Below are 21,166 nucleotides of genomic sequence, written 5' to 3'. Positions count from 1 at the left end.
GAAATGAGTATTACAGATGTGGTTCGTCAGTTAAACGAACAGAAAATTTCTTTATATGTTGAAGACGGAAAATTAAAAACTAAATCGTCGAAAGAAGCATTGACGCCAGCTGTGGCCGCTCTGATCAGGCAGCATAAAGACAGCTTGCTGGGATTTTTAAGCCGCGACAGCGCGACAGTACAGACTGCCGCTTATCAGCCGATCCCACAGGTTTCCCGCGAGCTAGCCACTTATCCGCTGTCGTTTGCGCAACAACGGTTATGGTTTATTGCGCAGATGACCACAGATCACAGCCAGTACAACATCAGCAATGCGCTGATCTGCCATGGCCCGCTGCAATTGCCAGCACTGCAGCTGGCGTTTGATCAGATCCTGCAGCGGCATGCGGTGTTGCGAACTGTTTATCTGATGGATCAGGAGCAGGCAGTGCAACGGGTGTTACCGGTGCAGTCAGTGCCGATCCGGTTTGAACAGTTATTGCAAGCGGACCCAGAGTTGGAACAGCAGCAGATCCAGCAATGGGTGGCAGCCGAAGCGGCCCGACCTTTCCAGCTCAGCAGCGAACTGATGTTGCGGGTGCAGGTTGTGCAGCTATTGCCACAACAAACCGCGCGTCACCTGCTGTTACTGACGATGCATCATATTGCCTCAGACGGCTGGTCTGCCGCCGTACTGACGCGGGAGTTCATGCATTTTTATCAGGCTGCGCTTGGCGCAACGGCGCTGCCGCCTTTAGCTGCGTTGCCCTGCCAGTACCTGGATTATGCCTGCTGGCAACGGCAGTTACTGCAAAATGGTCAGTATCAGCAGCAACTGCAGTTTTGGCTGCAGCAATTACAGGATTTACCGGCAGTACATAATCTGCCGCTGGATCATAGCCGCAGCACAGTGCCGGATTATGCCGGTGCTGTCGTCAGCCAGCAGTTGCCGGCTGAACTGACGGCGCAGTTACACAGCCTGGCGTTACAGCAAGGTGTAACACTGTTTATGTTATTGCAAACTGCCTTTGCTCTGTTGATGGGCCGCTGGAGCCGCGAGCGTGACATCGTGCTGGGTACCCCAGTCGCTGGTCGTCAGCATCCGTCATTAGAGCCGCTGATCGGTTTTTTTGTAAATACTCTGGTATTGCGGACTGAATTACAGTGGCAGGAATCATTTGCCGACTTGTTAAGTCGCAACAAACAAATGCTGTTGCAGAGTTTTTCGCAGCAGGATATTCCTTTTGAAACGCTGGTTGAGCAATTGCAACCGGAGCGCAGTACCAGCTATAGCCCGTTGTTCCAGGTGATGTTTGCCTTACAAAACAATGAAAATGTGGCGCTGGAGTTGCCTGAACTGCGGTTGGAGGCGGTGGCAACTGCCGACATCAGCAGTAAGTTTGAGTTAAATGTGGTCTGCCAGGAAGTGGGTTCGCAACTGCATTGTCACTGGAACTTCCGCACTGCGTTATTTGCCAAAAGCAGTATCAGCGCTATGGCGGAAAGTTTTGTGGTCTTGCTGACCGCTCTGGTGCAGGATATCCGGCAACCTGTGGCGGCCTATCCGCTGCTGGAGCCCCGGCAGCAACAACGTCTGCTGCAGCAACAGCCGCCAGTTACCACTGCCGTGACGGGTCATCTGATCCAGCCATTGCTGACACAGGCCAGCCTGCAACCCGCAGCGGTAGCGTTGCTTGATGCTCAGACCGGACGTCAGCTCAGTTACCAGCAACTGGCCGAGCAGTCGGCGCGACTGGCGCTTTATCTGCAGCAACACTATCAGCCTGGTGATCGGGTCGCCATTTATATGCCGCGCCAACTGGAACAGATTGTCGCGGCAGTGGCCGTGTTAAGAGCTGGACTTTGTTATGTGCCGCTGGATCTGCAATCGCCGGATCAGCGTTGCAGCTACATAATCGCCGACTCTGGTGCGGTTTGTGTATTGACCAGCACTGCGATGCAGGCAAAAGTCCGCGAACTGACGACAGTGCCTCAACTTTGCTGTGATGCCGACGCTGAGCAATACTGGCAGCAGTTGGATCCGGCGGCATTACCACTCCCGGCTGGCGGGCAGGCTGCGGCGATCATCCATTACACTTCAGGCTCGACCGGAAAACCCAAAGGAGTCCTGGTCAGCCATAACAATGTGCTGCATTTGGTGAATCAACCGGCATATTATCCGTTAGGCCAGCAGGATTGTGTGGCGCACGCTGCTAACTTTGCCTTTGATGCCACGTCGTTTGAAGTCTGGCTACCGCTGACCCATGGCAGCCGTGTGGTTCTGATTGATAAAGAAATCTATATCAATCCGGCCCGGTTAAAAGCCTGTTATCTGCAGTATGGGGTGACCACAGCTTTTGTCACCACAGCAGTGCTGAACCAGGTTGCGGCGGAAGTGCCGGATGCCTTTTCTTCCTTGCGACTGCTGGCCTTTGGCGGCGAAAAAGTCGACGCTACCGCCGTGAATCGGATTCTGCAGTATGGTGCGCCCGAGCACTTATTGCACTGTTATGGGCCGACGGAAAACACTACCTACACTAGCATTTATCCGATCACAGCGCTGCGACAGGATTATCCGATAGGCCGTGGCCTGGATGGCGGTTTGCTGTTTATTCTGGACGAACACCGGCAACTGGTCCCGGCCGGGATGCCAGGTGAACTCTATGTCGGTGGCGCCGGTATCACGCTGGGTTATCATGGTCAGCCAGCCTTAACAGCGCAGGCTTATGTGTCAGTGCCGGCCGTGCATAGCGGGCTGTTATATAAAACCGGTGATCTGGTGCGGCTGGATGCCGCAGGTCAGTTGTGTTATTTGTCACGGGTTGATGAGCAGGTCAAATTAAGGGGTTTCCGGATTGAACCAGCGGAGATTGCCTGTGTACTGACCGAACTGGCAGAGATTGATGAGGCTGTGGTGGTCCTGGCAGGCTCTGGTCAGCATGCCATGCTGGCGGCTTATGTCAGCAGCCGCAGTGCGGTCGATGATCAGACGCTTATTCAGCGCTGCCAGCAACATTGTACTGATGTATTACCAGATTATATGCGGCCAGCCAGTATTCTCCGGCTGGACCATCTGCCGAAAAATGCCAATGGTAAAATTGATAAACGGGCATTGCCGGCCCCTGCTGCCGGGCAGGCCCAGCATTATGTGGCTGCACGCACCGCCACAGAACAAGTGTTATGCGACATCTGGCAACAACTGCTGAACATTGAACCTGTCGGTGTGTTCGACCATTTCTTCCAGTCCGGCGGGCACTCGTTGCTGGCAACCCGGCTGACCAGTCAAATCCGCCAACGGTTAGGGGTTGAACTGCCATTAAGTGTGTTATTTAACACTCCACAACTGCATGCAGTGGCCAGTTACCTGGACGCGCAGTCAGCGGTCCGGCCACCGGCTCAGCCGCCGTTGATCGCAACGGACAGAAGCGGTCTGTTACCGTTGTCTTTTGCTCAGCAACGATTATGGCTGATTGATCAGCTTGAAGGGGGCAGCGCTCATTATCACATTCATGTCGCGGTATTGCTGGAAGGCAGGCTGGATGAAGCTGCATTACAGTTCAGTCTGGCGCAGATTGTGGCAAGGCACGAAGTGCTGCGCACTGTGTTTGTCGAAGATGCCGCCGGTGAAGTGTGGCAACAAGTGTTACCGGCGCAGTCGCAACTGGCGCAATGTCAGGATGTACAACAGCTGACAGACGCTGCGGTGCTGGCTCTGTTAAGCCAGGATCGCAGTCAGCCATTTAATTTGCGGGCAGATCCGATGTTACGGGCCTCATTATTCCGGCGCAGCCAGCAACAGTTGATTTTGCAATTGACGATGCACCATATCGCATCAGATGGCTGGTCGATTGGTATTTTACTCAGTGAACTGGCCGATTTGTACCGTGCCCGCCTGCAAAGCAGTGCTGCGGCTCTGCTGCCGTTGGCATTGCAGTATGGTGACTATGCACGCTGGCAACGCGATTATTTACAAGGCGAAGTGCTGGAGACTCAGTTGGCTTACTGGCGTCAGCAACTGGCGGACTTACCGGCAGTACACAGTCTGCCATTGGATAAAGTCCGGCCAAAACAGCAGAGCTTTGCCGGCGCAGCGGTGGACAGTCGGCTGGAGACAGGGTTAACCCGGCAACTGAAGCAGTTATGTCAGCAGGAAGGGGCCACCTTGTTTATGGGTTTGCATGCGGCGTTCAGCGCCTTGCTGGCGCGGTACAGCAATCAAACTGACATAGTGCTCGGCAGCCCGGTGGCCAACCGTGAGCAGGCCGAAGTGGCGGGGTTGATCGGCTTTTTTGTCAATACTCTGGTGCTACGCAGTACAGTGTCGCCGGAGGCCGGACTACAGCAGTTGATCCGACAAAGCCGGGCTTGCTGTCTGGATGCCTATGCTCATCAGCAGGTGCCGTTTGAAAAACTGGTCGAAGTGCTGCAGGTTGAACGCAATCTGAGCCACAGCCCGCTGTTTCAAATCATGCTGGTATTGCAGAATAACGACGCCACCACGCTGGACCTGCCGGGGTTGAACCTGTTGCCGTTGCAGGAGGACGGACAGGTTGCCAAATATGATTTAACGCTGAATGTCAGTGAAGCGGATGGCTGCTTGCAACTGCACTGGAACTATAACAGCGACCTGTTTACCGCGGACAGCATCAGCAGGCTGGCGCTGCATTTTAACCGGCTGCTGGCTGCGGCCTTACAGGCGCCACAGCAGGCTGTCCATGCCTTACCTATGCTCAGTGCTGACGAGATTGCGCAGCTTGATAGCTGGAACCAGACAATGGCGGCTTACCCGGCCGATATCGCTATTGATCAGCAGTTTGCTTTGCAGGCAGCACGAACGCCGGAGGCGGTGGCAGTCAGTTGTGACGGCGTTAGCCTGACGTACCGGCAACTGGATCAGCAGGCCAATCAACTGGCGCATTATTTATTGCAGCAACACCAGTTCACCCCCGCCAGCCGGGTTGGGGTTTGCCAGCAACGCGGCGTGGGGTTGCTGGTGTCGGTGCTGGCGGTGCTGAAAGCAGGGGCTGCCTATGTGCCGCTGGACCCGGCCTATCCGGTAGAGCGGCTGGCTTATATCTGTCAGGATGCCGCTTTAGCGCTGGTGTTGTGTGATGCGGCTGGCCAGGCAGCGCTGCAACACTGCGCCAGTCAACTGGTGGTGGTGGCTGAGCTGAATTGTCAGCAGTTCCCCATCACAGCCCCAGAGGCGGTGCCAGGCAGTGGTCATCTGGCCTATGTTATTTACACTTCCGGCTCTACCGGCCAGCCAAAAGGCGTGCTGGTGAGCCACCAAAATGTGCTGTCCCTGCTATTCCCAGGTGAATATGCCGGGTTGAGCGCGGCCACAGTGATGTTGTGCAATGGTTCTATCAGTTTTGATATTTCAGTGTTTGAATGGTGGAGCGCTTTGTTGCATGGCGGACGTCTGGTGATTCATCAGACCTCAGCCGATGTGTCCGCTTTGCTGGATTGTATGCGACAAGAGCAGGTGAACACGGCGTTGTTCTCATCAGGATTATTTGATGTCATGGTGCAACAGCTGACTGAGCCTTTGCCGGCGCTGCGCTATCTGCTGGTGGGCGGTGATATTGTTAATCCGCAGTCTGTGGCCTGGATGCAACAGCAGCATCCGGCGTTGCAGGTGGTGAATGCTTATGGCCCGACGGAAAACACGGTGATCAGTACCACCAGTCAGTTACCGCAGTTGACGACACAACAGAGCCTGTCAATTGGTAAACCGCTGACAAACCGTCATTGTTATGTGCTGAACAGCGCCCTGCAACGGGTGCCTGTCGGTGTGGCGGGTGAGTTGTATGTCGGGGGGGCCGGGGTGGCGCTGGGTTATCTGAACCGGCCTGAGCTGACGGCAGAACGTTTTATTGCCAGTCCGCTCCAGCCCGGTGAACGCTGGTACCGGACCGGCGATTTAGTGCGGTACCGGCCTGATGGTGAGCTGGATTACCTGGGACGGAATGACTTCCAGTTAAAGATCCGCGGTTACCGGATTGAGCCGGGGGAGGTTGAAACCGCGATGCTGACAGCCGGTGCGGCTGAGGCGGTCGTGACAGGCTGGCGGCATCAGCAGACGGATCTGCAACTGGTTGGTTATTACCGGGCTGAGACTGAGCTGAGCCCGGAACAGCTGCGTGCCCGGCTGCAACAGAGTTTGCCTGCGCACCTGGTGCCTGCAGTGCTGATGCCAGTGGCGGCTTTTGCGCTGAATGCCAACGGTAAAGTTGACCGTACTGCCTTACCGGCCGTTGATTTCGCTCAGCAACAAGCGCTCTATGAAGCGCCAGCGACCGACACCGAGCAACGGCTGGCGGCTATCTGGCAACAACTGCTCGGGGTTGATCAGGTTGGGCGGCAAGCGAATTTCTTCCAGCTTGGCGGCCATTCTTTGCTGGCAACACGACTGGTGACGCAAATCCGGCAGCAACTCGGCTTCACAGTGACGCTGCGGCAGTTGTTTGAGCACAGTGAGCTGATGTCACAAGCTGCCTTGCTGGCCTTGCTGCCACAGACTGAGCAAAGCACGGCGCTGGTCCCGCGGCGGCAGGATGGCCCGATGCCGTTATCTTTTGCGCAGCAACGGCTGTGGTTACTGGATCAAATCGAAGATGGCAGCAGCCACTACCACATGCCGGTGGCGCTGGAGCTGGCCGGTGAACTGAATGTAGAGGTGCTGCAAACTGCGTTACAGCAAATAGTGCAGCGGCATGCCGTACTGCGCACTACCTACCATAAAGATGCCGATGGTGAGCCCTATCAGCAGGTACAGTCTGATGCGCAGTTGCAGATCCAACTGGAAGATGTGCAGGGTCTGGATGCTGCAGCACAAGCGGCGGCTGTCGAGGCGCTGCTGACCGAAGCTAGAAGTCAACCATTTGAATTAACTCATGATGTGATGCTAAGAGTGATGTTGATACGCTGCGCAGCGGCACGGTATGTGTTACTGGCAGATATGCATCATATTGCGTCCGATGGCTGGTCGATGAATATACTGGTCCGTGAATTAACCCAGTTGTATCAGGCAGGCATGGCCGGGACAACGGCAGCGTTGCCAGAGTTAGCGCTGCAATATGGCGATTATGCACGCTGGCAACGCAATTATTTACAAGGCGAAGTACTGGAGACTCAGTTGGCTTATTGGCGTCAGCAACTGGCGGATTTACCGGCAGTACACAGCTTACCGCTGGATAAACCGCGGCCAGCGAGCCGCAGTTTTGCCGGGGCCAGTGTGTATGCGGCCATCAGTGCCACTGTGACCAGCCAGTTGAAAACCTTATGCCAACAAGAAGGTGCCACGCTGTTTATGGGCTTACACGCGGCATTTTCTGCGTTGTTGTCCAGATACAGCCATGAATCAGATATTGTGATTGGCACCACGGTCGCCAACAGGGAACAGGCGGAAGTGGCAGATTTGATCGGTTTTTTCGTCAATTCGCTGGTACTGCGGCTGCAGGTGGAGCCTGAAATTAATTTTGTCAGTTTACTGCGGCAAAGTCGTGGCGTTTGTCTGGATGCCTATGCCCACCAGCAGGTGTCGTTTGAAAAACTGGTGGATGTGCAACAAGTGGAACGGAGTCTCAGTTACAGCCCGCTGTTTCAGATCTGTCTGGTGATGCAGAATAACGAACAAACTGAGCTTGATTTAGCTGGTTTGCAGTTAAGGCCAGTGCTGGCAGGTCAGCAGAGCGCCAAATTTGACCTCACCCTCAGCGTCAGTGAAGCGGCTGGTCAGTTGTGGCTGAGCTGGAATTACAATACGGATATTTTCGCGGAAACGACCATTCAACAGCTGGCGGGTCACTTTGAACAATTACTCAGCCAGATGCTGCAACAACCGGGCAAAGCCTTGTTGGCTTTACCATTGCTCAATGCTGGCGAAGTTGCCAGTCTGGAACACTGGAACCAGACGGCAGAAGTACTGGAACGGCAACAACCGGTGACAGAACTGTTCCGCCAGACCCTGTTGCGCCAGCCTGAACTGACCGCAGTACAGGATCCTGACGGCACTGACAGCTATGCCGGACTGGCGCGTCGTGCGGCCTGGATCCAGCAGCAATTCCCGGCCCAACCCAGCCGGCAAGTCATCGCCATTTATTGCCAGCGGCAGCGCGGTTTAGTGGCCGCGATGCTGGCCGCGTTGTGTGCCGGTCATTGTTACCTGCTGATTGACACCGGTTTGCCGCCGGGACGGATCCGACAAATTCTGCAGGACAGTCAGGCATCGGTGTTGGTGTGTGATGGCGCGCAGGACTTCGGCCTGATGCAGATCAGGCTGGATTGGGCAGATACCGCCCTGCAGCAAAGTGACAGTACCGGGCCGTTGCAGTATGTCACCCTGACTGGATCAGAGCCGGCGTATCTGATCTATACCTCAGGGTCGACCGGCACACCCAAAGGTGTACAAGTGCCGCATCGGGGGCTGATGGATTATTGTGCTTTTGCGCTGCAACATTATTACCGGCCTGCAGCGTTAACGGGTTCCTGGTTAATTACCTCTCACAGCTTTGATATCTCAGTGCCGGCACTGTGGTTGCCGTTGCTGGCTGGCGGTTGTGTGCGTTTGTTGCCTGCCACAGATGTGATTGAACATACCGCAGAATTGCTATTGCAGCAGGCCGATTTGCCAGTGTTGCTGCGGATGACGCCTTCGCATGTACAGGCATTGCTGGCCTTGTTGCCCGCTACATTCCGCAGCAGCGCCCGCCACAGTTTTGTGATTGGTGGTGAGCCGTTCAAAACCGCGGATGCCAGACAACTGGCTGCCAGATTCCCGTTGTGCCGGATCATTAATCATTATGGGCCAAGTGAGACCGTGGTTGGCAGTACCTGGTTGCCGCTGACAGATGACCCGCAGCGGCTGGTCACAGCAACCGCAGCTGTGTTGCCGATTGGGAGGCCCATGAGTAATACCAAAGCTTATGTGGTCAACCAGCAGGGGCAGTTGCAGCCGCCAGGCGTGGTGGGTGAGCTATGGCTGAGCGGCGTTTGTGTGGCGGATGGGTATCTGCAGCAACCGGCGCTGACGGCAGAAAAATTTGTGCCAAACCCATTTAGCTCTGAACCTGAATACCAGCGTTGTTATCGTACCGGTGATCTGGTGCGCTGGGTCAATGGCGAACTGAGCTTCCTTGGCCGACTGGATACGCAGATCAAATTGCGCGGGTTCAGGGTTGAAGTGAGTGCGGTAGAAGCTGCATTGTGTCAGTTGGCGCCGGTCGCGCAGGCTGCGGTGAAAAAACATCCGGAACGTGAAGCTCTGATCGCCTGGGTGACTTGTCACCAGCCGGACTGGACAGGCGAAGCATTGCGGGCACAGCTGGCAGCAGTGTTACCTGAATATTTGATACCGGAGCTGATTATCCAGCTTGAGGCTTTACCGCTTAGTGCGAATGGCAAAGTTAATTACCGGGCTTTAGCCGTGACTGTGGCCAGCGGCAGCCAGGCTGTGGTCGCGGCAGCCAGCCCGACTGAGCAGCGACTGTGTGAACTCTGGGCGCAAATACTGCAACAACAGCCTTCACAGATTTGTGTCAACCGCAGTTTTTTCAGCCAGGGTGGCAATTCAGTGCTGGCTGTATTACTGATTGGCCGGATCCGCAAACATTTTGCTTGTGACTGGAAAGTGCGTCGCTTATTTGAGCTGCCCACAGTGCGGCAGCAGGCGGCTGCGCTTGTCGCAGCAGTAGGGGCCAGTGCTACCGGTTCTACGGTGATTGAATTACGTGCGGCGGCAACGGCTCAACAGACGCTGGTGTTACTGCACCCGATCGAAGGCGAACTGGCAGCGTACCGGCAACTGGTGGAACAACTGCCTGCTGGCTGGCGCGTGCTGGGTCTGGCTCAGCCTGTCGCAGAGTCTGGCCATGCCACCGTATGGTCACTGCCGCAACGGGCTGAATATTATCTGGCGCAATTACAATCTCAGATCAACGGCAGATTTCATTTGCTCGGTTGGTCGATGGGAGGCCTGTTGGCGATCGAAATGGCCCGACAGCTGCGGGCTGCCGGCCAAGCCGTTGGTTATGTTGGCGCACTGGATTCCAGTCTGGTACCGGCGACCGGGCTTTGGCAGCAGTTACAGCAGCAAGGCGATGTCGCGGCGCAATATGCCATTGTCAGCCAGCAACTGGCGGCGGATGACCAGTTCCGGCAGCAGTTTGATCAGGCGTTTCGGGTTACCGAGCTAGCCGCCATCTTTGCTGAACCCAGCCAGCAGTTACGTGAACTGATTGCTGCCAATATGGTAGCAAGCCGTGATTATGTCGGTCAGTTCGCTGCAGCATTGCCGCTGTTGCCTTATTTGCACTATGTCGGAGCGGCAGCGAATGATGGGATGTGCCGCCAGCAGATGACGCAGGCAACTAGCCTGGCCAGCCAGGTTGTGCTGACCGAAGTCGCTCTTGCCGATCATTTCAGCTTGTTACATCCGCCTCATTTGCAGGCTGTGGTCGATGCCGTTAGTCAACAATTAACCCAATTTATGGTAGGTGAATGATGAGTCAGCAACATCCGACCAAACTGAAACATTTCAGTGATTTTTTCCGGGTCTGGCAAGGTCAGACCTTGTCAGCATTCGGGTCACAAATGACCCAGTTTGCCTTAGGGATTTGGTTATTTAATAAAACAGGATCAGTCACGCTGTTTGGGCTGGTGATGATTGCACAATTATTACCAGCCATGTTACTGATGCCGGTGGCAGGTATCCTGGTGGATAAGTACTCGCGGCGGAAATTAATGCTGATCTGTGAGGCTGGATTGTTTGCCACATCGGTTTATCTGTATGTCCTGGCGCAAGCCGATCGGCTGGATCAATACTGGATTATTGCTGTCTCACCATTAATTGCCATCTTCGGTGTGGTGCATCAATTATCATATACTGCTTCAATAGGGTTGTTAGTAACCAAACCTTTTTATGAAAAGGCCAGTGCACTGATCCAATTGGGGATTAATAGTACCGCCATTGTTGTTCCTTTAATCAGCGTGATTATTCTTGATACTTTTGGAATTGAAAATGTCATTCTGAGCAATATCGTTTGTTATCTGTTTTCTGCTTACACTTTATGTCGCAGTAAGTTTTCCTATCGTCCTGAGGTTGCATCCGGCGGCATCAAACTAAAAGCCGACAATATCTGGCAGCAATTGTCATTTGGTTTTGATTATGTCCGCCGCCATGGCGCCTTGCGTGTCATCCTGATTGCCGCCTGTTGTGTCACTTTTCTGCAAGGCATAGTGCATGTGTTATTCCGGCCAATGTTACTGATTGAAAACAGTAATGATGTGGTGGGCTGGGTCGTGGCTATTGCCGGCCTTGGCGGTTTTGTCGGCGCAGTGCTGGCGGGTTCTGTGTGTCAGCGTTATCCGCATTCGACGGTGATTACCTGGGCACTGGCGGGTTGTGGCATGGCGATGTTTTTGTGTGGTCTGTCAGAAAATATCTGGTTGATCGGACTGTTAGCCCTGCTGTTTTCCGCCGGACTGCCGCTGATTATCGTGGCGTCACAGGCGATGTGGCTGGCGCTGATCCCCAGCGATCATCAAGGCAAAGTATTCGCCACCAATGCGTTCAGTCGCGGGCTGGCGATGTTGGTGGCTGCTGCCACTGCGCCATTTTTATCCAGTGGTGTGCTGCAACCGCTGCTGCTCAGTGAGAAAAACGCTTTGCTGGAATTTGGCATTGAAGTGACGGCCTTAACGCCGATCCAACTGGTCTTTCTGGCGGTGGGGGCGCTGGCGATGCTGGTTGCTGGCATGGTCGCGCTGAGCCGGCGTTTACGTGCTTTTCAGCTGCAGCAACAGTTTGAACGATTAAATACGACAGCCGGCGCAGATATTGTCGGCTGAATGTGTTGTTAAGTTGAATATTGTAACACGATGTTAATTGCATTTTTTTTAATTGTTTTTTGGTTACTATGAAGTCATTGCATTTCACTTAATTCATTTTTATATGAAGTAATGATTTAAAAAGTAAAAAATAAGGAATTATTGTGGATACGGTTTTAGTTAAAAACAATCGCATAAACTATCTGAAAAAGTATTGGTACCTGGTGATTATCCTGGTGCTGTTACTGGTATTTGGGCTGGTGGGTTATAGCATCGGTGGGGCAACTTATGTTGCGGATAAACGGGATATACGGACTGCAGCAGTTGAGCAGGGCAAATTTGATGTCAGTGTCAGAAGCAACGGCATCCTGGTGACCAAAGTGACTTACTCAGTGGTGTCAGAAGTGCAGGGCCGGGTCGAAGCGGTTTTTGTGAAACCCGGTGATGTGGTAGAAAAAGGCAGTGTGCTGGTGCGGTTAACCAATCCGGAACTGGCGCAGGATATCGACAAACTGCGCTGGGAGTTGCAACTGGTTGAGGCTGAAACTGAATCGGAACTGAAACAATCTGAATCGCAGGTGCTGGATCAGGACGCGGTGCACTTGTCTGCCAGACTGTTGTTAAAAGGGTCGGAATTAAAGCTGGCCGCCGAAACCCGTTTGCGTGAACAAAATCGTTCAGCCATTTCGGAGCTGGATTATCAGCGGACTATGTTCGAAGTGGAAGATCAGCGCACCCGCAGCGATATCGAAAAACAACGCTTGGCGAAGATGCGGGAAAATATTGAACACCAGAAAAAAGTGCATCAGGCACGCAAAGAACAACTGAAAAAAGACATTGAACGGGTGCAGCGTCAAATCGCTGCGCTGGAAGTGAAATCCAGCAGCAGTGGCGTGGTCCAGCATATCAATCTGGAGCTGGGTAAGTTGTTGATCATTGGTGATGAAGTTGCTCGGGTCGCAGATACTGCCCAGTTACTGGCAGAGCTGAAAGTGCAGGAATTACAGGTGCTGAATATCACCCGTGGTCAGGAAGCCGAGATTAATACTCGTCACAATGTGATTAAAGGCAAAGTGCTGCGGGTCGCACCGACTGTGGTCAGCGGTATGGTCCAGGTGGATGTGGAACTGCAAGGTAATTTACCGGCAGAAGCCCGGCCCGATATGAATGTGGAAGGTTCGATCAGAATTGACAGTATCGACAGTACGGTGTTTGTCGCCCGTCCGGCCTATGCCCAGCGTGACAGTACGATGGGGGTTTATCTGCTGAATAAAGACAGTTCGGCGGCTCACCGGGTTCCGGTCCGGTTTGGTCAGGTGACGGCAACGCAGGTGCAAATCCTGGATGGGCTAAAACCAGGCGACCGTATCATCGTCTCAGACAGTACCAGTTTCGAACATCATGAAAAAATCCTGCTGAATTAAGCACTGTGGTGGCACGGTGTCGGTTCTGCATAGTTAAGTACAATAAAGACAATAAAAAGGTTCATCAGATGGAAAATAACATTTTAATTAAAATCAATGGTTTAAGTAAGGTTTTTCAAACGGAAGATGTCCAGACCAAAGCGCTACAGGATATTTCGTTGCTGGTCCACAAAGGTGAATATGTCTGTATCACCGGGCCTTCCGGTTGCGGGAAATCCACCTTGTTGTCTTTATTAGGTTTACTGGATGCAGCCAGCAGCGGTAGTTATCTGCTCAATGGCATGAATGTCAGCGATCTGCGGCAGGATGATCGGGCTTTGATCCGTAATCGTGAAATAGGTTTTGTATTCCAGTCTTTTAATCTGATCAGTGATTTAACCGTGGAAGAAAATGTGATGTTACCGCTGACTTATCAGAAAACCTATTCGAAAAAAGAACTGAAAGCAAAAGCCAGGCAGGTGCTGGATAAAGTCGATATGGGACACCGGATCAATCATTTCCCATCACAATTATCCGGTGGACAACAACAGCGGGTGGCCATTGCCCGCGCGCTGATCAATGACCCTTCGTTTATTCTGGCGGATGAACCGACAGGGAACCTTGACTCAGAAAATACGGCGATTGTGATGAAGTTGCTCGACGAGTTACACCGTGAAGGTGTCACCATCTGTATGGTGACCCATGATCCGCGTTCGGCAGAATATGCCAGCCGGCAAATTAAAATGTTCGACGGTAAAATTTTGTCTGATCAACAAATCCGGCAACCCCATGTGATCGCGGCGATGACCGCCAAGACAGAGGTTGCCTGAGATGTTTTCCTGGTCAGATATCATCCATGCCTGGCGTTTGCTGAAAAAAACGCCCAAATTTACCGTCGTGATGGTGTTGATCCTGAGCGGTGGTTTAACCATCAGTTTATTTACTTTCCAGTTTGTCTACGGCCTGATGTACAAGACCCTGCCATTGCCGGGCGGCGAAGGTTTATATCGTGCCGGGATCCACTGGGTGAGTGAAGCCAATGGCAAAAGTAAAAATTTTCCGGCTTGGGAACTGGCCCAGGTGAGGCAACGCCTGACCGGGGTAGAGCAGTTATCGGTCTGGCAAAATAAAACACTGCATGTGTCGCTGGGTGAAAATAACCGCGTGGTGGCAGGTGTCAGAGCTGAAGGTTCGTTGTTGCAAGCCAGTGGAGTACAACCGCTGCAAGGCCGCTATCTGCAACCATCGGACAGCCAGCCGGGACAAGCTGCGGTGGCAGTGATAGGGTATGGCTTATGGAAAAATCTGCTGGGTGGCCGCGATGATGTGCTGGGCCAACGGATTTTTATTAATGGTGTCGCGACTGAGATTGTGGGGGTGATGCCAGCAGAATTTCATTTTCCGGTTGCGCATGATTTATGGCTGCCGATTGAACACCATGTACTGAACCCGGTGATCAGTGACACTGAAGATGTGGAAGTTATGTTACGTCTGAAAGCCGGTGTTGCTGCTGCGGACGCGGAGCAAAACATGTTTCGTGAAGTCCGCGACGCTTTTGCCCAGCGCAGTGCCCAGTTTCCGGGCTTAACGTTAAGCCGGGCTCAGGTTTCCAGTTTCCATGACTATGACATCAGCAATTCGTTGCGGATTTTTTTGTGGACCCTCAATGGCATTGCTGGCTTTATCCTGCTGCTGGCCTGTATCAATATCAGCAACCTGCTGTATGCCAGAGCCATTCAGCGCGGCAAAGAGTCAGCGATCCGGATTGCCTTGGGAGCTACACGTAAACGTTTGATTATGCAACTGATGTGGGAAGGTCTTTTGATCACTATGGCCGGTGGCTTGCTGTCGCTGGTGATCACGGCCTGGGTATTACAAGTGTTTCATGTGTCGATGCACTCGTTGATGCAGGGGGAATTGGCCTTCTGGTATATCTGGGAACTGGATCTGGCCACCTTAGGTGCGGCTGCGGCTTTTATTCTGTTTGTACTTTATATTGCCTGTTACACACCGGCACGGCGCGCCGCCGATCAGGAAGTCAATTCAGCCTTAAGAGACGGCACCCGGGGGGCTCAGGGCAAAGCTGCCGGCCGGGCTTCGCGGGTGCTGGTCACACTGCAAATCATGCTGATCACTATTATTTCGTTGTTAGGTTCTGTGATTGCATTAAAAGTGAACAAAATTATTGATGTGGATTTAGGCATCAATGTCTCGAAAACCTACTTTGCCATGATGTCACTGCCGGAGCATGATTACAAAGAACCGGCAGATTACACGCTGTTTTATGAAACGCTGAATCAGCGTTTGCTGACCCAGCCGGAAATTTCCGACGCTTTTGTCCAGTTTGATTACGGCAAATTGCCACTGACGATCAGTGGTGTGGAATACCCGACAGATGCGGATAAACCGAAAGCTGCCGTCACGGCCGTGATTGGTGATTTTGCTTTTCGCGGGCCAGCGTTAAAAGAAGGTCGTTACGTTGATAATCGGGATGTGGTGACAAATCAGCGGGTGGCTCATGTCAGCGCTTCTTTTGCCCAGCGGTTCTGGCCACAGCAATCTGCCTTAGGTAAACAATTTTCTGCCGATATCAACGGCAATACCGAGCAGTTTACTATCGTCGGGGTGGTGACGGATGTGGCTGCCAGCGCGTTCCGGCCAAAAGAAATGGATGATGAAGTTTACCTGTCCGGTTATCAGTTGCCGCAGCTGAGTGCGACTTTATTTTTCCGTTATATTTCAGAGCCATTTGCGGCAGAGAATGCATTTTTCCGCAGCTTGTCCAGTATCAATACCGGGATTGATATTCTGACGATTGAGGAAGATGAAGGTGAGATCAATGCGGTGGAGAAGATGGCGGCAGGTTTCCGCGATACCATCATTTACAGCGGTTTGTTCTCGCTGTTTCTGGCCGTAACCGGCATTTACAGTCTGACCGCTTTTGCTGTGACCCGGCGGACGCATGAAATTGGCATCAGGCGTGCCATCGGAGCCATGAACAGTCAGATAGTCCGGTTGTTTGTAGCGCAAAGTATGATGCAGCTGTTGATCGGTATCGGCACTGGTGTGTTGTTGACGGCGGCGATATTTGCACTGGCAGGAAAAATCCTGGCGATGCCGCTGACGGTGTATTTGCTGGTGTATGCCGCTGCGATCCTGGTCTTGCTGGCTGCAGTGCTGACAGCAGTGGTATTGCCAACCCGAGCGACGCTGAAAAAAGAACCGTCCGAAGCGTTACGCTTTGAATGACCCGAGCGGCCCCGGCATCGGGGCCGTTTTTTATCAGGACTGATAGAAGAAAAGCTATGGGATTATCAATAGAGCTGCAGCAGGTTGGTCATTATTTTAAATTAAGGGACCAGCAAAATATTAATTTGTTTCAACAGGTTTCATTAAAAATAGTGCCGCAGAGCAGTTATGCGATTGTGGGAGCTTCCGGCAGCGGCAAGTCGACGCTGCTGTCTATTTTGGCAGGATTGGAAAGTCCGGCCGTTGGCACCGTCACTTTTCGTTGCCAGACGGCCGGTACTGTGCTGGATCCCGAGCAGTTCCGCCGGCGCTGTGGTTTTGTCTTCCAGCAGTTTCATCTGCTGCCTGAATTTAATACGCTGCATAATGTTGCCTTGCCATTGCGGTTGCGTGGCGATAAACAGGCACTGTCCAAAGCGGCTGACTGGCTTAACAAAGTCGGCTTGGCGCAGCGGGCGCAGCAGCCGGTCAGTTTGCTCAGTGGTGGTGAACAACAAAGGGTTGCGATCGCCCGGGCTTTTGTCACTGAACCCAGGATCGTTTTTGCCGATGAACCGACAGGTAACCTGGATGTACAGACGGCGACTCAGGTGGCTGATTTGATGTTTGCCTGCAGCCAACAAGCCGGTTCCAGCCTGCTGTTGGTCACGCATAATACCGAACTGGCTGCCCGGGCCGATGTGCAATTTCGGCTGCAGCACGGCACTCTGGAGTTAAGCCATTGATCGCCTTTTCCAGTGCCTGGCAATTCTTCTGGTTGCAGACCAAAAGGCGCGACAATCTGCTGTTATTGCTGACCTTATTTTCACTGGCTTATTATCTGTGCCTGATTAGTCTGACAGGTAGTTCTGTGCAGCAATTTTTACAGCAGAATCTGCGTCAGTTACTGGGCGGGGACAGTGTCTTGATCAGTACTGCGCCGCTGTCCAGGCCACAATTGCAACAGTTGCAGTCCCATAGCAGCGCCCTGACGCTGATCCGGCAATTTGAACTCAATCTGACGGTCGCCGATAAGTGGCAACTGACCCAAATCAAAGCGGTGGATCAGGCGTATCCGCTGCAGGGGGAGCTGAAGATCAGTCGACAAACCGGGCTGAGCGGGCAATCTGTGCGGCACGGACCGGCAACGGGTGAAATCTGGTTAGATCCCCGAGTCATGGCCGCGTTAGCGCTGCAAATCGGTGACACTCTGACCATAGGATCCCAAGGTTTTCTGCTCAGTGCTGTGTTACTGGAAGAACCGGATTTGTTACTGGAAGGGCACTCCGTGACCAGCCGCGCTATGCTGAATCAGGCTGATCTGTCACTGCTGCAACTGCCTGAGCAACAAAAATACCGTTATCTGATGCGCAACACCGAGGCGCAGCAACTTACCTTGCAGCAATGGAGTCAACCCTTTGTGCAATGGCAGCTGTTATCACAACAGCAAGGCAATCATCCGCTGGCAGCGTTGTGGAACAGAGTACAAAAGTTTTCTGGTCTGAGCGCGGTGCTGTTGTTCCTGTTAGGCGCTATTACGCTGGATCTGATCGGGAAAAGGCTGGCCCAACAACAACAATATTATCTTGCTGTCTGTCTGGCGAATGGTATGACGCAGTGGCAATGCCGGTTGGCCAGTTGCTGGTTGTTGCTGTTCCCGGCCTTGTTCAGTCTGGCGACTGCTGTATTGCTGGCAATCCTGACTGAGCAATTTGCCACTCGGGCCTTGCAGGTGGTATTGCCGGACATCCAGTCTTTATGGCAATGGCAAAGTCTGGCTGAAGTCTGTCTGTTGTGCTTTGTGTTGTTTGTGCTGACGCAGCTGCCCGTGCTGATTGCGTTGCATCAGGTCAGGATCCGCGATCTGTTGCGGCAGTTACCGGTGCCGGCTTCTTCGATACTGCTGCGAGTAACCTTTCCGCTGTTAACTATGCTGGCGCTGGTGGGATTTTATTCAGATAACTGGCGGCTGACGGGCTTGTTAGTGACCGGATTGGCCGCTTGTCTGCTGTTATTGCTACTGATGACCTGGCTGACGTTATGGTGCGGAGAAAAATTCAGCCAGCGCAGCAGCAGTATTCTGGCGGTAGCCTTTTATATGATGCGCCAGCGCATTGCGGTGAAATCGGCACAAATCATTGGCATCGGCATGAGCCTGACCCTGCTGACCGTGTCGTTACAACTGAGTAATGATGTGATCGATTTACTGGAGCAGGTGGCGAATTCGCAAGATGGTGATTTGGTGGTCGATCGGGCCAACGCCGCGCAGGTACAGGCACTGCAACTGTGGGCCGAGCAGCAGCAGGCTAGTGTGAAAACGATGCAACCTTTTGCCGATGCCCAGTTGCTGCAGATCAATCAACGCCAGCTCAGCACGCTCGGGTTGCCGCCGAATCAGACACTGCGGGAGCTGCAGCAAGGGGTCCGGTTACACTGGTCTGCTGCAGTGCCGGTCAATAATAAGTTGATCGCAGGAAAATGGCTGCCTGAACCGCCGGATATGCCAGCGATTTCGGTCGAAGATGAAGTCGCGGAAGATCTGGCGTTAGAGCTGGGTGATGTGCTGACCTTTCAAACCGGTCAGCAACAAAGCCGCTTCAAGATTGCCAGTATTCATCAATTTGCCCCAGGCCATGGTTCCTTAACGTTTTGGTTTGTGTTGCATGGCCAGGCGCCAGCACAGTTAGTCCCGCTCCAGCAGTTTATGGGGAGTCTGGACGTGCCGGATGACAGTTGGCCGGCTGTTACCATACTCTGGCAGCAGCATCCATCGCTGCGGATGGTGCCGTTTCAGACGCTTAAAACGAAACTGGAACAGTTCAGTTACAGCGCTATGGCAGTTGTGCTGATCTTCAGTACCTTTATTGCGCTGGTGTCGTCGTTGCTGATGGCGGCAGCCATCAAAGGCTATGAATTGGATGATCGTCAGCGTAATGGACTCATGCTGAGTTTTGGTCTGAGCAAACGACATTGTCTGCAACTGATTGGCTATGAATGGCTGCTGACAGCGTTAATCCCTGTGCTGGCGACGCTGTTCAGCACTGTCTATCTGACCAATGTGTTGTATCAGCAATATTTAGGTGCGCCCTATCAGCCGGCATGGCTGGAGCTGGGAGCAGAAGTACTGACGTCGGTCCTTGGTATTGCTGTGGCTGGTATTTGGTTGTGCCGGGCGCAACTGAAAGTTTCAATCAAAGATTTACTGCAAGAAAATTAAGGAGATATCGCGAAATGGCTGTTTTATTACGTAACTTCTGCAGTTATCCGCTGTGGCTGAGTCTCTGTCTTGCCGGCAGTCCTGGGCTGGCAAATGCTGACAGTATCCGTCTGCAGCAGGCCATTGCTGGTGATGTTGCGGTGTTAAAGGCCGCCGAACCGCAGTTGGTGTTGACCGGTTTAGCTGCGGCCCCGGCGGGTCCACAGTTAAGCCTGCTCAATAGCCGCAGCCTGCAGGTGACCGCCAGTTATGCTTTACCGGCCGGCGTGTATCAGGGATTTGCGGTCGCCAGCCTGGCATTCGCAGCTGGCCAGTCGCCGCAGCAGGATGTGGTGTTACTGGGTAAAGATGGCTTGTACCGTCTCAACGCGGGTCAGCCGCAATTACTGTTGCCTTGTCAGCATATATATCAATATATTGATGAAAATAGCTTCAAGTTACTGCCGTTGGTATTTGACTGGAATGCAGACGGTTTATCCGATTTTCTGCTGCCGGGACTGTCCCAGCATTGCCTTGCAATACAGCAGCCGAACGGCCAGTTTATCGCTTCAGCGCTGCATTATTCGTTACCTTTTCAGATCACGCCGCAAGAGTTTGACCAGCGTCAGTTGCAATTTGATTTACCGACTGATATCCGCCATTTTGACGTCAACGGTGATCAGCGTGCAGACATAGTGCTGGCAGGTTCACACGGGATTGTCTATTTTCAGCAACAAGCGGATGGTCATTATCACAGCACTGCCAGGGCGCTGACTTTACCTGTCCCGCTGACTTCCTCTGAAAAAAGGTTAACCCAGGCCAACCAGCAAACGCGTTATCAGTTCCATCGGTTTGAGGATCTGAACAATGATGGTTTGCCAGATGTGTTAGTGCGGCAAAAGCAATCTGGCAAGGACCAGGCCGATACTCAGCATGGTATCCGGGTGTTCTATGGTCAGCGTGGCGAGCAGCAGCAGTATGGCTTTGCCAGCACACAGGGATTTATTGCTTATCCGGCGGAATTAGTCGACATTGGTTTTGCCGATTTTAATGGTGATAAGTTGCAAGATGCCTATGTACTGGGGGGGGAGTTGGGTGCAGGGAGCGTGATGTCGGTCATGCTGGGCGGTGGGGTTGAGATGGAGATCATGATTTACCCACAACAACAGGCGGGGACTTTTGCCAAAAAACCAGTCGTCAGATATCAGACCGAATTTACGGTTGATATTCACAATATCAGTTATGGCGTCCTGGTCGACGCTGGTCACTTTACCCCAGACAGCTATGCAGATTTGTTGTACGTGAACCAAAAGAATCAACTGCAGCTACGGCTAGGTACTGCAGATGGCTGGTTAACGACCACGCTGAAACAACCGGATCGGCGATTGCCCGCAGATCCGCAGTTACTCACTGTGCTGGATAGCGATTTGGATGGTATCAATGAGTTGTTGATCCGCCGACCGCTGGCGACAGGGGGCTATGAGCTGGAATTGGTGCGTTTTCAGGAGAAGTGATCGCACCTGCCCTGA

8 protein-coding genes are annotated in these 21,166 nt (G+C 53.0%); all 8 read left to right on the top strand.

All coding sequences use genetic code 11. The features are described 5' to 3' along the window. Nucleotides 1-3 precede the first annotated feature (3 nt). The 8 genes from AC53GJ_RS21045 to AC53GJ_RS21010 all read left to right on the top strand — a co-directional run bounded on the left by AC53GJ_RS21045 (nt 4) and on the right by AC53GJ_RS21010 (nt 21,151). Nucleotides 4-10,485: an amino acid adenylation domain-containing protein gene (locus AC53GJ_RS21045; protein WP_496730366.1), complete on the top strand. Its 10,482-nt coding sequence runs from the start codon at nt 4-6 to the stop codon at nt 10,483-10,485. Continuing rightward, complete coding sequence (locus AC53GJ_RS21040; protein ID WP_496730365.1) at nt 10,482-11,831, top strand: MFS transporter; 1,350 nt, start codon at nt 10,482-10,484, stop codon at nt 11,829-11,831. Before AC53GJ_RS21045 ends, AC53GJ_RS21040 begins: the two co-directional genes overlap by 4 nt. A 143-nt stretch (nt 11,832-11,974) precedes the next feature. After that, nucleotides 11,975-13,234: an efflux RND transporter periplasmic adaptor subunit gene (locus AC53GJ_RS21035; protein WP_496730364.1), complete on the top strand. Its 1,260-nt coding sequence runs from the start codon at nt 11,975-11,977 to the stop codon at nt 13,232-13,234. A gap of 68 nt (nt 13,235-13,302) precedes the next feature. Further along, a complete protein-coding gene (locus tag AC53GJ_RS21030; RefSeq protein WP_496730363.1) occupies nt 13,303-14,043 on the top strand; it encodes an ABC transporter ATP-binding protein in 741 nt (246 codons plus the stop codon). 1 nt (nt 14,044) lies between these two features. Then, nucleotides 14,045-16,462: an ABC transporter permease gene (locus tag AC53GJ_RS21025; RefSeq protein ID WP_496730362.1), complete on the top strand. Its 2,418-nt coding sequence runs from the start codon at nt 14,045-14,047 to the stop codon at nt 16,460-16,462. A 56-nt stretch (nt 16,463-16,518) separates the two neighbouring features. Beyond that, complete coding sequence (locus AC53GJ_RS21020; protein ID WP_496730361.1) at nt 16,519-17,187, top strand: ABC transporter ATP-binding protein; 669 nt, start codon at nt 16,519-16,521, stop codon at nt 17,185-17,187. Next, entirely contained in the window at nt 17,184-19,658 is a 2,475-nt protein-coding gene (locus AC53GJ_RS21015; protein WP_496730360.1) for an ABC transporter permease, read from the top strand. The genes AC53GJ_RS21020 and AC53GJ_RS21015 overlap by 4 nt, the downstream gene beginning before the upstream one ends. A gap of 14 nt (nt 19,659-19,672) precedes the next feature. Continuing rightward, nucleotides 19,673-21,151, top strand: coding sequence for an FG-GAP repeat domain-containing protein (locus AC53GJ_RS21010; protein ID WP_496730359.1), 1,479 nt, complete (start codon nt 19,673-19,675; stop codon nt 21,149-21,151). Nucleotides 21,152-21,166: the final 15 nt, after the last annotated feature.

The sequence above is a fragment of the Rheinheimera sp. B2H12 genome, assembly GCF_059620065.1.
The sequence above is the reverse complement of the archived record's forward strand: the minus strand, read 5'-3'. Positions and strand labels throughout refer to the sequence as shown.